Source organism: Citrobacter sp. XT1-2-2, assembly GCF_023516235.1.
GTDB classification, from domain to species: Bacteria; Pseudomonadota; Gammaproteobacteria; order Enterobacterales; family Enterobacteriaceae; genus Citrobacter; species Citrobacter werkmanii.
In genome coordinates, this window is the sequence record NZ_CP097324.1 from 4,660,170 (window position 1) to 4,672,747 (window position 12,578).

At 51.9% G+C, this 12,578-nt stretch carries 13 protein-coding genes; 10 read left to right on the forward strand and 3 right to left on the reverse strand.

All coding sequences use genetic code 11. The annotated features are described in order from the left end of the window. Positions 1-91 precede the first annotated feature (91 nt). A complete protein-coding gene (gene yjbE / locus M4I31_RS22140; RefSeq protein WP_003826562.1) occupies positions 92-334 on the reverse strand; it encodes an exopolysaccharide production protein YjbE in 243 nt (80 codons plus the stop codon). 421 nt (positions 335-755) lie between these two features. Further along, positions 756-2,405 (reverse strand): glucose-6-phosphate isomerase, encoded by a 1,650-nt coding sequence (gene pgi / locus M4I31_RS22145; RefSeq protein WP_085049586.1) that lies wholly within the window; start codon positions 2,403-2,405, stop codon positions 756-758. A 314-nt stretch (positions 2,406-2,719) separates the two neighbouring features. Here pgi and lysC point away from each other — a divergent pair, with 314 nt between their 5' ends. From lysC to M4I31_RS22160, 3 genes are all read left to right on the forward strand, one after another. Next, complete coding sequence (gene lysC, locus M4I31_RS22150; protein WP_038636225.1) at positions 2,720-4,069, forward strand: lysine-sensitive aspartokinase 3; 1,350 nt, start codon at positions 2,720-2,722, stop codon at positions 4,067-4,069. A gap of 92 nt (positions 4,070-4,161) precedes the next feature. Continuing rightward, positions 4,162-5,088, forward strand: a complete 927-nt coding sequence (gene panS, locus M4I31_RS22155; protein WP_085049585.1) for a ketopantoate/pantoate/pantothenate transporter PanS — start codon at positions 4,162-4,164, stop codon at positions 5,086-5,088. A 143-nt stretch (positions 5,089-5,231) separates the two neighbouring features. Next, positions 5,232-5,504 (forward strand): DUF3811 domain-containing protein, encoded by a 273-nt coding sequence (locus tag M4I31_RS22160; protein WP_003826541.1) that lies wholly within the window; start codon positions 5,232-5,234, stop codon positions 5,502-5,504. Here M4I31_RS22160 and rluF read toward each other — a convergent pair. Next, positions 5,501-6,376 (reverse strand): 23S rRNA pseudouridine(2604) synthase RluF, encoded by an 876-nt coding sequence (gene rluF / locus M4I31_RS22165; RefSeq protein WP_085049584.1) that lies wholly within the window; start codon positions 6,374-6,376, stop codon positions 5,501-5,503. The genes M4I31_RS22160 and rluF overlap by 4 nt on opposite strands. Before the next feature lie 475 nt (positions 6,377-6,851). On the opposite strand from rluF, the gene M4I31_RS22170 reads away from it, so the two are divergent. From M4I31_RS22170 to sorE, 7 genes are all read left to right on the forward strand, one after another. Further along, positions 6,852-7,799: a sugar-binding transcriptional regulator gene (locus M4I31_RS22170; RefSeq protein WP_139815604.1), complete on the forward strand. Its 948-nt coding sequence runs from the start codon at positions 6,852-6,854 to the stop codon at positions 7,797-7,799. A gap of 70 nt (positions 7,800-7,869) precedes the next feature. Then, the gene (locus M4I31_RS22175) at positions 7,870-8,676 is read left to right on the forward strand and encodes an SDR family oxidoreductase (RefSeq protein WP_085049582.1); all 807 of its coding nucleotides are present in this window, start codon (positions 7,870-7,872) and stop codon (positions 8,674-8,676) included. 9 nt (positions 8,677-8,685) lie between these two features. Continuing rightward, entirely contained in the window at positions 8,686-9,093 is a 408-nt protein-coding gene (locus M4I31_RS22180) for a mannose/fructose/sorbose PTS transporter subunit IIA (protein WP_085049581.1), read from the forward strand. Then, a complete protein-coding gene (locus tag M4I31_RS22185) occupies positions 9,093-9,587 on the forward strand; it encodes a mannose/fructose/sorbose PTS transporter subunit IIB (RefSeq protein ID WP_085049580.1) in 495 nt (164 codons plus the stop codon). The genes M4I31_RS22180 and M4I31_RS22185 overlap by 1 nt, the downstream gene beginning before the upstream one ends. 65 nt (positions 9,588-9,652) lie before the next feature. Then, on the forward strand, positions 9,653-10,450 hold the full coding sequence (locus tag M4I31_RS22190; protein WP_042313048.1) for a PTS mannose/fructose/sorbose transporter subunit IIC: 798 nt from the start codon (positions 9,653-9,655) through the stop codon (positions 10,448-10,450). An 11-nt stretch (positions 10,451-10,461) separates the two neighbouring features. Beyond that, entirely contained in the window at positions 10,462-11,286 is an 825-nt protein-coding gene (locus M4I31_RS22195; RefSeq protein WP_003031641.1) for a PTS system mannose/fructose/sorbose family transporter subunit IID, read from the forward strand. A 68-nt stretch (positions 11,287-11,354) separates the two neighbouring features. Next, the gene (gene sorE / locus M4I31_RS22200; RefSeq protein ID WP_085049579.1) at positions 11,355-12,578 is read left to right on the forward strand and encodes an L-sorbose 1-phosphate reductase; all 1,224 of its coding nucleotides are present in this window, start codon (positions 11,355-11,357) and stop codon (positions 12,576-12,578) included.

The following is a 12,578-nucleotide window of genomic DNA, read 5'->3' on the forward strand; positions in this document are numbered from 1 at the left end:
GCGCAACGCTTACCCGGCCTACAAATCCCGCAGGCTTTTGGCAATTCAAAATAACCACACCGAAGTGTGGTTAGAATTAAACGTACCGGTATTACTGGGTACTGGTGGTTGTCGTGGTTGTCGTTCCGGTATTAGAACCATCACCACCACCGGTCGCCGCAAGGGCCACCCCCACCGCAGAACTTACGGTGCTCACGCTGGTGGCAGAGGAACTTCCTGCCGAAACCGACGCGGCAGCCGACCCTGCAGCTTCACCCACCTGAACGGGGGCAGCATAGACAGAGGTCGCCGCAAGCGCAGATATAGCCCAAAGGCCATACAGAACTTTTTTCATCACAAATTCCCTTCATTTAATGAATGGAGATTTACCCAAAAGAATTTCGGGCGAGATCGAGTATACACAAGCCAAAGTGTGCAAATTACGACTGGCGGGAATTTAGGATAATGAGAAATGAAAGTAGATTGCTATTATTAGTTAATAACATTAAACAGCAAAATCAATCAGTTAAAATATACACACCAGAAATACAATATCCGTAAATTCTGAAAATAACAGAAATGAAATTCCGTTAAGTTAATTATTTTAGGATTAAGCTCAATTAGGGTGTGAAGCAAAAACGTAGATATCCTGGAGCAATCTTATAAAAAAAGCCGATATTAATATCGGCTTTTTTATTTCATTAATGCCGGATGGCGGCTAAACGCCTTATCCGGCCTACAAATGTGTGCCTGTAGGCCGGATAAGCGCAGTGTCATCAGGCGCGCCAGGACTTATAACGGTTAATCAAACCGTTAGTCGAGCAATCATGGCTGGTAATCTCTTTATCATCATTCAGCTCCGGCAGGATGCGATTTGCCAGCTGTTTGCCCAGCTCCACGCCCCACTGGTCGAAAGTGAAGATGTTAAGGATTGCGCCCTGAGTAAAGATTTTGTGCTCATACAGCGCAATTAGCGCCCCCAGGCTGAACGGCGTGATTTCACGCAGCAGGATGGAGTTGGTCGGGCGGTTGCCTTCGAACACTTTGAACGGCACCACGTGTTCCAGCGTTGCCGGATCTTTACCCTGGTCGCGGTATTCCTGCTCAACCACTTCACGAGATTTACCGAACGCCAGCGCTTCAGTCTGAGCAAAGAAGTTAGACAACAGTTTCGGATGGTGATCCGACAGCGGGTTGTGGGTGATAGCCGGGGCGATGAAATCGCACGGCACCATTTTTGTACCCTGGTGGATCAGCTGGTAGAACGCATGCTGGCCGTTAGTCCCCGGCTCACCCCAAATGATCGGGCCGGTCTGGTAATCCACCGCATTGCCGTTACGGTCCACGTATTTACCGTTGGATTCCATATTGCCCTGCTGGAAGTAGGCCGCGAAACGGTGCATATACTGGTCATACGGCAGGATCGCTTCGGTTTCAGCACCGAAGAAATTGTTGTACCAGATACCGATCAGCGCCAGCAACACCGGCAGGTTTTTCTCCGCCGGGGTAGTGGAGAAGTGTTTGTCCATCGCGTGCGCGCCGGACAGCAGCTCAACGAAGTTGTCGAAACCGACGGACAGGATGATCGACAGACCAATCGCTGACCACAGGGAGTAACGGCCGCCAACCCAATCCCAGAATTCGAACATATTGGCGGTATCAATACCGAATTCGCCAACCGCTTTACCGTTGGTGGAGAGCGCCGCGAAGTGTTTGGCAACGTGCTTGTTGTCGCCCGCGGTCGCCAGGAACCAGTCACGCGCGCTGTGGGCGTTAGTCATGGTTTCCTGGGTGGTGAAGGTTTTAGATGCGACCAGGAACAGCGTGGTTTCCGGGTTCACTTTCTTCAGTACTTCAGCGATGTGCGTCCCATCGACGTTAGACACAAAGTGCATGTTCAGATGGTTTTTGTACGGACGCAGCGCTTCGGTCACCATGAACGGACCAAGGTCGGAACCGCCGATACCGATGTTCACTACATCAGTAATGGCTTTGCCGGTATAGCCTTTCCAGCTTCCGGAGATGATCGCTTCAGAGAAGGATTTCATCTTCTCCAGCACCGCGTTCACTTCCGGCATCACATCTTTGCCGTCAACGATGATTGGGGTATTGCTACGGTTACGCAGCGCCACGTGCAGCACGGCACGGTCTTCGGTACGGTTGATTTTCTCACCGGAGAACATGGACTTGATGGCGCCTGCCAAATCGGTCTCTTTCGCCAGATCCTGCAGTTTAGCCAGCGTCTCTTCAGTGATGCGGTTTTTGGAGAAATCCACCAGCATCAGATCGTCAAACGTCGCGGAAAATTTGGTGAAACGATCGCTATCTTTCGCGAACAGATCGGCGATAGTAACGTCTTTTATCTCTTCAAAGTGTTTTTGTAGTGCCTGCCAGGCTGAGGTCTGCGTTGGATTGATGTTTTTCATTAGCAATACTCTTCTGATTTTGAGAATTGTGACTGAGATCGATTGTAACGCCAGTCACAGAAAAGTGTGATTGTTTTAATGCCATTGCCAGGGCATCCGCCAAACGAGGCTACAAAGTATAGCCGTTATCAGCATTGTTATTAGTACCGTTACTCAACGCAGTTGCAGCATGAAAAATCCGCATAATCCCAGCGTTGACAGTGCAAGCTACACATTTTATTTATAAATACGGTATTTGCATTTGCGCCTGCACCGGTTTCCGTTCTGCCTTATGTGCCATGGTCGCTCTATTCACTCCCTGACACGAGGTAGTTATGACTGATGTAGTTGTCTCCAAGTTTGGCGGTACCAGCGTGGCGGACTTTGATGCCATGAATCGCAGCGCTGATGTGGTGCTTTCTGATGCGAACGTCCGGTTAGTGGTGCTCTCCGCATCGGCAGGTATTACCAACCTGCTGGTTGCTCTGGCGGAAGGGCTGGAGCCAACCGAGCGCTTCGAAAAACTCGACGCCATTCGCCAAATTCAGTTCAATATTCTGGAACGGCTGCGTTATCCAAACGTGATTCGTGAAGAGATCGAACGCCTGCTGGAAAACATCACCACGCTGGCAGAGGCGGCGTCACTGGCGACCTCAACCGCGCTGACCGACGAACTGGTCAGCCACGGTGAGCTGATGTCTACCCTCCTGTTTGTTGAGATCCTGCGTGAGCGCAACGTCCAAGCGCAGTGGTTTGACGTGCGTAAAGTGATGCGCACTAACGATCGTTTCGGTCGTGCAGAACCCGACGTCGCGGCGCTGGCCGAACTGGCAACGCTTCAGTTAGCCCCACGTCTGAGTGAAGGTCTGGTGATTACCCAAGGCTTTATCGGCAGCGAAAGCAAAGGCCGCACCACCACGCTGGGACGCGGCGGCAGTGATTATACGGCCGCCCTGCTGGCTGAAGCGCTGCACGCAACGCGCGTCGATATCTGGACCGATGTTCCCGGCATTTACACCACCGATCCGCGCGTCGTTCCAGCCGCTAAACGTATTGATGAAATCGCCTTCGAAGAAGCCGCGGAAATGGCGACCTTCGGCGCGAAAGTGCTGCACCCGGCAACCCTGTTACCTGCCGTACGTAGCGATATCCCGGTGTTTGTTGGCTCCAGTAAGGATCCAAAAGCAGGCGGTACGCTGGTATGCAATAAAACCCAAAATCCACCGTTGTTCCGCGCCCTGGCCCTACGCCGTAAGCAAACGCTGCTAACGCTGCATAGCCTGAATATGCTGCACTCTCGCGGCTTTTTAGCGGAAGTGTTCGGCATCCTGGCGCGCCACAACATCTCGGTAGATTTAATTACTACATCGGAAGTCAGCGTGGCGCTGACGCTGGATACCACCGGTTCAACGTCTACTGGCGATACGCTGTTAACACAGTCTCTGCTGATGGAGCTGTCTGCCCTGTGTCGGGTTGAAGTGGAAGAAGACCTGGCGCTGGTAGCGCTGATTGGCAACGACCTGTCCAAAGCCTGCGGCGTGGGTAAAGAGGTGTTCGGCGTACTGGAGCCATTCAACATCCGCATGATTTGCTACGGCGCGTCCAGCCATAACCTGTGCTTCCTGGTGCCAGGTACCGAAGCCGAACAGGTGGTACAGAAGCTGCACCATAATTTGTTTGAATAATATTTCATCACGCGATAAACAATAACTATAGCCGGGCTCGAACCCGGCTTTTTTATAACAACACAACACATTTCAATCGCAAGGAATATAACATGCTCGCTACTCTGACGCGGCTGTTCCCATTATGGGCGCTGCTGCTCTCTGTTATTGCGTATTACACGCCCTCCACCTTTACACCTGTCGGGCCATTTGTGCCGTCGTTACTGATGCTGATTATGTTCGGCATGGGCGTCCATTTGAAGGTGGATGACTTTAAACGTGTACTCTCACGTCCTGCGCCGGTCGCCGCGGGTATTTTCCTGCATTATCTGGTGATGCCGCTCGCCGCCTGGATTTTGGCGCTGGCTTTTAATATGCCGCCGGAACTGTCCGCAGGCATGGTGTTGGTCGGTAGCGTCGCCAGCGGAACAGCTTCTAATGTCATGATCTATCTGGCAAAAGGTGATGTGGCGCTCTCCGTGACTATTTCATCCGTTTCAACGTTGGTCGGCGTCGTCGCCACACCGCTGCTGACACGGCTGTATGTCGATGCGCATATTCAGGTGGATGTGATGGGTATGCTGCTGAGTATTCTGCAGATCGTGGTCATTCCGATTGCCCTGGGACTGGTCATTCACCATCTGTTCCCACGCGTCGTAAAAGTCGTCGAGCCGTATCTGCCCGCGTTTTCTATGGTGTGCATCCTGGCGATCATCAGCGCCGTCGTGGCAGGCTCTGCTTCGCACATTGCGTCCGTTGGCTTTGTGGTGATTATCGCCGTTATCCTGCATAACACCATTGGCCTGCTCGGCGGCTACTGGGGCGGAAAACTGTTTGGTTTCGACGAGTCGACTTGTCGTACGTTAGCTATCGAAGTCGGCATGCAGAATTCAGGGCTGGCCGCTGCGCTGGGCAAAATCTACTTTGGCCCTCTCGCCGCCCTGCCCGGTGCGCTGTTCTCCGTCTGGCACAACCTTTCTGGTTCGCTATTGGCAGGCTACTGGTCCGGTAAACCGATTAAAGAGAAAGCACGCCGCTAATTGTCGGCTGTAGGCCTGATAAGTGTAGCGCTATCAAGCATAGTGCGTACACGTCGCCGGATGGCGGCTAACGCCTTATCCGGCCTACCCAGCCTCTGCACTTTGCCGTACACTGAGGATATCGGCTAACAGAGGGCACCCCTATGGCACTCCCCCGCATTACCCAAAAAGAGATGACCGAGCGCGAGCAGCGTGAACTGAAAACGCTGCTCGACCGCGCGCGCATAGCGCATGGTCGGCTGCTGACCAACGCAGAGACCAACAGCATCAAGAAAGAGTACATTGATAAACTGATGGCCTTGCGCGAAGCGGAAGCAAAAAAAGCCCGCCAGTTAAAGAAAAAGCAGGCTTATAAACCGGATGCGGAAGCATCGTTTTCCTGGTCAGCGAATACGCCAACGCGCGGCAGACGTTAACGCCCTTTCTTCTTACGCCCCGGCGAGGTAAAGCGTTTGCCGTTTGCTGCCGGGCGCGATTTCTCTTTCTCCGCAGATTTTTCGATTTTCACTACCGGGCGCTTAATGCCTGCGGTTTTTGGCTTCGCTTTCGCCTTCGGTTTGGCTTCCGAGGACGAGTTCTCGATCAGCTTAAAGAGTTCGATCAGTTCGTCATCCGTCAGGTCGCGCCATTCGCCAAGCGGCAGGCCGGATAAACTAACGTTCATGATACGCGTACGCTCAAGTTTGGTAACTTCATAGCCAAAGTGCTCGCACATGCGGCGGATCTGGCGGTTCAGCCCCTGAATCAGCGTAATGCGAAACACAAACGGCGCTTCTTTCTTCACCTTACATTTTTTGGTGACGGTACCGAGAATAGGCACACCGGCCCCCATCCCACGGATAAAGTCATCAGTGACCGGCTTATCGACCGTCACCAGATACTCTTTTTCGTGATCGTTACCGGCACGCAGGATTTTATTCACCAGGTCGCCGTGGTTGGTCAGAAAGATAAGTCCCTGGGAATCTTTGTCCAGACGACCGATTGGGAACACACGCTTGCTGTGATTCACGAAATCAACAATGTTGTCGCGCTCGCTGTCTTCGGTGGTGCTGACAATCCCTACCGGCTTGTTCAGCGCGATAAAGACCAGATCTTCCGCTTCACGCGGCTCAATCAACCGACCATTCACTTTTACGACGTCGCCAGGCATCACCTGATCGCCGATGGTGGCGCGTTTACCATTCAGGAAGACATTCCCTTGTTCGATAAAGCGATCCGCCTCGCGACGCGAGCAGATTCCGCTTTCACTGATGTATTTGTTTAATCGGATAGATGAGTCGGGCAGCATAGTTTCTCCTGTATACACTTCATCCTTTAAGCTGTCTCTGCGTTGGCTGCCCTCACTCACCCAGGTCGCATAGCAATCTATGCTCCCAGGGATTCGCTCCCTTGCCGCCTTGATACAACTTGAATGACTTTGTGTATTAAAAGCGAAATATACCCTACCTTGTGGGCGATAAAAAATAATCGTGTTCAAATGCCCGAGCGCTATTTGTGATCCGCCCCACCTTTTGACACAAAAGTGTCGGTAATCCATATCTGCAATTTTGTTGGATGAAAACAAGCAGAATCAATACATTAGAGCAACATGCACATCTGTGCCGACAACGCGCAACCTCCACATCAAATGTGCAACACAATCGGTCAGTTCTTAACGCTGAAATAAGTGAAAATAGCTTTGAGATGTGAAACAGATGGGGTTATATCAGATCAAGAAGGCAATTTCGTGATTTGCACAAATGTGCAGGAGTCCAAAAATGGCGATGGAAAACAGCGATGATATCCGCCTGATCGTAAAAATAGCGCAGCTTTATTACGAGCAGGATATGACACAAGCGCAAATCGCCCGCGAGCTGGGGATTTACCGCACCACGATCAGCCGATTACTAAAACGTGGCCGCGAGCAGGGTATCGTCACCATCGCTATTAATTACGACTACAACGAAAATCTGTGGCTGGAACAGCAGCTAAAACAGAAATTTGGCCTGAAAGAAGCGGTCGTAGTCTCCTGCGACAGCGAACAGGAAGATGAACAACTCACTATGATGGGCGTGCACGGCGCACAGCTGCTGGAACGCTTACTGGAACCCGGCGACATTATTGGTTTTTCATGGGGTCGCGCGGTGCGAGGATTGGTTGAAGGATTATCCCCGGCCAGCCAGTCACGCCAGCTTATCTGTGTGCCGATTATCGGCGGACCGTCCGGTAAACTTGAAAGCCGCTACCACGTCAATACGCTGACCTACGGCGCCGCGGCAAAGCTGAAAGGGGAATCACACCTGGCCGATTTCCCGGCGCTGCTGGAAAACCCGCTGATCCGTAACGGCATTATGCAGTCCCGGCACTTCAAATCGATTTCCGCTTACTGGGATAATCTGGATGTCGCGCTGGTTGGAATTGGGTCTCCGGCAATACGCGATGGCGCCAACTGGCACGCTTTTTACGGCAGCGAAGAGAGTGATGACCTGCATGCCCGCCATGTGGCCGGAGACATTTGCTCGCGCTTTTACGATATCAACGGTGTGACCGTAGAGACCAGGATGAGTGAAAAGACGCTCGCCATCGAAACCGATAAATTAAAACAGGCACGTTACTCCATTGGTATTGCGATGGGTGAAGAAAAATATAGTGGGATATTAGGCGCATTACGTGGGAATTATATTAACTGTTTAGTCACCAACAGTCATACCGCTGAATTATTGTTGAAGTAAATAAATTCTAATTGGTCCTGCCATAATTAATTTTATGTGGGATCCCCTTATCTGAAATCGGGAGTTTATTATGCAAACGTGGTTAAATCTGCAGGACAAAGTCATTATTGTTACTGGCGGCGCATCCGGAATTGGCCTGGCGATTGTCGAGGAGTTATTAGCACAAGGTGCTAATGTACAAATGGCGGATATTCATGGCGGAGAAGGTAAATATGACAGCCATAGCGGATATCATTTCTGGCCAACGGATATTTCCAGTGCCAAAGAGGTTAATCATACTGTTGCTGAAATAATCCAACGCTACGGACGTATTGATGGACTGGTAAATAATGCTGGCGTTAACTTCCCACGGCTGCTGGTTGATGAAAAAGCACCCGCCGGGCAATACGAACTCAACGAAGCTGCTTTTGAAAAAATGGTTAATATCAACCAGAAAGGTGTGTTCTTAATGTCGCAAGCAACGGCACGCCAAATGGTAAAACAGCATAACGGCGTGATCGTGAATGTCTCTTCCGAAAGCGGGCTGGAAGGTTCAGAGGGCCAAAGCTGCTATGCCGCCACCAAAGCCGCGTTGAATAGCTTTACCCGCTCCTGGTCGAAAGAGTTGGGCAAACACGGTATTCGTGTGGTGGGAATTGCGCCTGGCATTCTGGAAAAAACCGGTCTGCGCACCCCCGAGTATGAAGAAGCGCTGGCCTGGACCCGCAACATCACCGTCGAACAGCTGCGTGAGGGTTATACCAAGAACGCGATCCCGATCGGTCGTTCAGGACGTTTAAGTGAAGTCGCTGATTTTGTTTGTTATCTCCTCTCAGATCGCGCCAGTTATATCACCGGAGTAACCACTAACATTGCGGGCGGAAAAACGCGCGGCTAAGGAGGTTTTATGGTCAATGCAATCTTCTGTGCTCACGGCAATCTGGCCTGCGCCATGCTGGAATCGGTACAGATGGTCTACGGCGATGTCAACGTCGAAGCGGTGGCATTTGTCCCAGGAGAGAACGCCAGCAACATCGTGGAAAAGCTGGAAAAGTTAGTAAGCACTCACACCAGTAATGAATGGCTGATTGCCGTCGATCTGCAGTGTGGCAGCCCCTGGAATGCTGCCGCTTCGCTGGCAATGCAAAACCCCACCATTCGCGTCATTAGCGGGTTGTCGCTGCCATTAGCGCTGGAACTGGTAGACAACCAAAGCTGTATGAATGTGGATGAACTGTGCGAACACCTGACGACCATTGCTCAACAAACCTGTGTCGTCTGGCAACATCTGGAAACGACCGAAGAGGATTTCTGATGAACATTACCCTTGCTCGTATCGATGACCGCTTGATTCACGGTCAGGTCACCACCGTCTGGTCGAAGGTGGCGAATGCCCAACGAATTATTATCTGCAATGACGACGTTTATAACGATGAAGTACGTCGAACATTATTACGTCAGGCCGCCCCGCCAGGAATGAAGGTTAACGTCGTTAATATCGAAAAGGCGGTCGCTGTTTACCATAACCCGCAATATCAGAGCGAAACTGTTTTTTATCTGTTTACCCGCCCACAGGATGCATTAGCAATGGTAAAACAAGGGGTAATAATTGCCACGTTAAATATTGGCGGCATGGCCTGGCGACCGGGTAAAAAACAATTAACCAAAGCCGTTTCTTTAGACAGCGACGACATTAATGCGTTTCGTGAGTTAGATAAACTAGGTGTCACGCTGGATTTACGCGTCGTCGCATCCGATCCATCTATTAATATTCTCGAAAAAATAGAAGAACAATCTTTCGCTGAATAAATAAAAATGCCTGTGCACTTATGCTTTAACAGGCAGGGATGATCACATTCACAAGGTGACATATTATGGAAATAAGTACCCTACAAATTATCGCCATATTCCTATTTTCCTGTATTGCCGGAATGGGCAGCGTGCTGGATGAGTTCCAGACCCACCGCCCGCTAATTGCTTGTACCGTTATCGGCCTGATCCTCGGTGATTTAAAAACCGGGATTATGCTCGGCGGTACGCTGGAGTTAATCGCTCTTGGCTGGATGAACGTCGGCGCAGCGCAGTCTCCCGATTCGGCGCTCGCCAGTATTATCTCCGCCATTCTGGTTATCGTCGGTCAGCAAAGTATTGCTACCGGTATCGCCATCGCCCTGCCCGTCGCGGCGGCAGGTCAGGTACTAACTGTCTTTGCCCGTACCATCACCGTGGTGTTCCAGCACGCGGCGGATAAAGCAGCCGAAGAGGCCCGCTTTCGCACCATCGACATGCTGCACGTTTCCGCTCTCGGCGTACAGGCGCTGCGCGTTGCCATCCCTGCATTAATCGTCTCGCTGTTTGTCAGCGCCGATATGGTCAGCAATATGCTCAACGCCATTCCAGAATTCGTCACCCGCGGATTGCAGATTGCCGGTGGCTTTATCGTGGTGGTCGGTTACGCCATGGTGCTGCGCATGATGGGCGTGAAGTACCTGATGCCCTTCTTCTTCCTCGGATTTATTGCCGGAGGGTATCTCGATTTGAGTCTGCTGGCTTTCGGTGGCGTGGGCGTGATTATCGCGCTGGTCTACATCCAGTTAAACCCACAGTGGCGTAAAGCCGAACCACAGGCGCAACCCGCCTCTTCTCAAGCTCTCGATCAGCTTGATGACTAATGGAGCCCACCATGGAACAGAAGAAACTGACCAAATCCGACCTGTTTAGCATGTTTGTTCGCTCCAACCTGCAACAGGCCTCATTCAACTTTGAACGCATTCATGGGTTGGGCTTTTGCTACGACATGATCCCTGCCATCAAGCGGCTGTATCCACTGAAAGAGGACCAGGTTGCAGCACTCAAACGTCACCTGGTGTTCTTCAATACCACACCTGCCGTTTGCGGCCCGGTGATTGGCGTGACCGCCGCGATGGAAGAAGCCCGCGCCAACGGCGCTGAAATTGACGACGGCGCAATCAATGGCATCAAAGTTGGGCTGATGGGTCCGCTGGCCGGCGTCGGCGATCCGCTGGTATGGGGAACGCTGCGCCCGATTACCGCCGCGCTCGGCGCCTCGCTCGCACTGTCCGGTAACATTCTCGGCCCATTGTTGTTCTTCTTTATTTTCAATGCAGTACGTCTTGCCATGAAGTGGTACGGCTTACAGCTTGGCTTTCGTAAAGGGGTCAATATCGTCAGCGACATGGGCGGCAACCTGCTGCAAAAACTGACCGAAGGCGCATCAATTCTTGGCCTGTTTGTCATGGGGGTACTGGTCACCAAATGGACCAGCATCAACGTGCCGCTGGTGGTATCGCAAACGCCTGGCGCAGACGGTACCACCGTCACCATGACCGTGCAGAACATTCTCGACCAACTCTGCCCAGGTCTGCTGGCGCTGGGTCTGACGCTTCTGATGGTACGGCTACTCAACAAAAAAATTAATCCAGTATGGCTGATCTTCGCCCTGTTTGCGCTGGGGATTATTGGTAACGCACTGGGCTTCCTGTCCTGATTTTTCCGCCCCGGCGATGCTGGGGCACCTTCAATAAATTGTCCTCGAAAGAGGAAGAGGTGGTAACAATGCAAACAACAACAGCTTTACGCCTTTATGGTAAACGCGATCTGCGCCTGGAAACCTTCGACCTTCCCGAAATGCAGGATGATGAAATTCTTGCTTCCGTCGTGACCGACAGTCTGTGCCTTTCTTCCTGGAAAGAGGCTAACCAGGGCGAGAACCACAAAAAGGTGCCGGACGATGTAGCCATCAACCCGATAATCATCGGCCACGAGTTCTGCGGCGATATTCTCGCCGTAGGGAAAAAATGGCAGCATAAGTTTCAGCCGGGCCAACGCTATGTCATTCAGGCCAACCTGCAACTGCCGGATCGCCCGGACTGCCCCGGCTACTCCTTCCCGTGGGTAGGCGGTGAAGCCACGCACGTCATCATTCCTGATGAAGTCATGGAGCAGGACTGCTTGTTGGCCTACGAAGGTGAAACCTATTTTGAAGGCTCGCTGGTTGAGCCGCTGTCCTGCGTAATTGGCGCATTCAATGCCAACTATCACCTGCAGGAAGGCACTTATAACCATAAGATGGGCATTCGTCCGCAGGGGCGGACGTTAATTCTCGGCGGCACCGGGCCAATGGGACTACTGGCGATCGACTACGCGCTGCATGGTCCGGTTAACCCGGCGCTGCTGGTAGTGACCGACACCAACAACGAAAAATTGAGCTATGCCCGCAAGCACTATCCGTCGGAGCCACAAACGTTAATCCACTACCTTCACGCTCAGGATGCGGCTTATGACTCATTGATGGCGTTGAGCGGCGGGCATGGATTTGATGACATCTTTGTGTTTGTGCCCAACGAAGGGCTGGTCACGCTGGCCTCTTCCCTGCTGGCTGCCGATGGCTGCATGAACTTCTTTGCCGGTCCACAGGATAAGCAGTTTAGCGCGCCGATTAACTTCTACGACGTGCACTACGCCTTCACCCATTATGTTGGGACATCTGGCGGCAATACCGACGATATGCGCACGGCGGTAAAACAGATCGAAGAGAAGAAGATTCAGGCCGCAAAAGTGGTGACGCACATTCTGGGGCTGAATGCGGCTGGTGAAACAACGCTGGAACTGCCGCAAGTCGGTGGCGGTAAAAAACTGGTTTACACCGGCAAAGCCTTACCATTAACCGCGCTCACTCAGATTGATGATCCAGCCTTGCGCGATATCCTGGAGCGTCATCAGGGGATTTGGTCGCAGGAAGCCGAACAGTACATATTGTCTCACGCCGAGGAGATTTAA

Coding starts and splice junctions, on each gene's coding strand:
- yjbE (WP_003826562.1), bottom strand. CDS start 334: ATGAAAAAAGTTCTGTATGGCCTTTGGGCTATATCTGCGCTTGCGGCG.
- M4I31_RS22195 (WP_003031641.1), top strand. CDS start 10,462: ATGGAACAGAAGAAACTGACCAAATCCGACCTGTTTAGCATGTTTGTT.
- rluF (WP_085049584.1), bottom strand. CDS start 6,376: ATGCTGCCCGACTCATCTATCCGATTAAACAAATACATCAGTGAAAGC.
- sorE (WP_085049579.1), top strand. CDS start 11,355: ATGCAAACAACAACAGCTTTACGCCTTTATGGTAAACGCGATCTGCGC.
- M4I31_RS22180 (WP_085049581.1), top strand. CDS start 8,686: ATGGTCAATGCAATCTTCTGTGCTCACGGCAATCTGGCCTGCGCCATG.
- M4I31_RS22170 (WP_139815604.1), top strand. CDS start 6,852: ATGGAAAACAGCGATGATATCCGCCTGATCGTAAAAATAGCGCAGCTT.
- M4I31_RS22160 (WP_003826541.1), top strand. CDS start 5,232: ATGGCACTCCCCCGCATTACCCAAAAAGAGATGACCGAGCGCGAGCAG.
- M4I31_RS22175 (WP_085049582.1), top strand. CDS start 7,870: ATGCAAACGTGGTTAAATCTGCAGGACAAAGTCATTATTGTTACTGGC.
- pgi (WP_085049586.1), bottom strand. CDS start 2,405: ATGAAAAACATCAATCCAACGCAGACCTCAGCCTGGCAGGCACTACAA.
- lysC (WP_038636225.1), top strand. CDS start 2,720: ATGACTGATGTAGTTGTCTCCAAGTTTGGCGGTACCAGCGTGGCGGAC.
- M4I31_RS22190 (WP_042313048.1), top strand. CDS start 9,653: ATGGAAATAAGTACCCTACAAATTATCGCCATATTCCTATTTTCCTGT.
- panS (WP_085049585.1), top strand. CDS start 4,162: ATGCTCGCTACTCTGACGCGGCTGTTCCCATTATGGGCGCTGCTGCTC.
- M4I31_RS22185 (WP_085049580.1), top strand. CDS start 9,093: ATGAACATTACCCTTGCTCGTATCGATGACCGCTTGATTCACGGTCAG.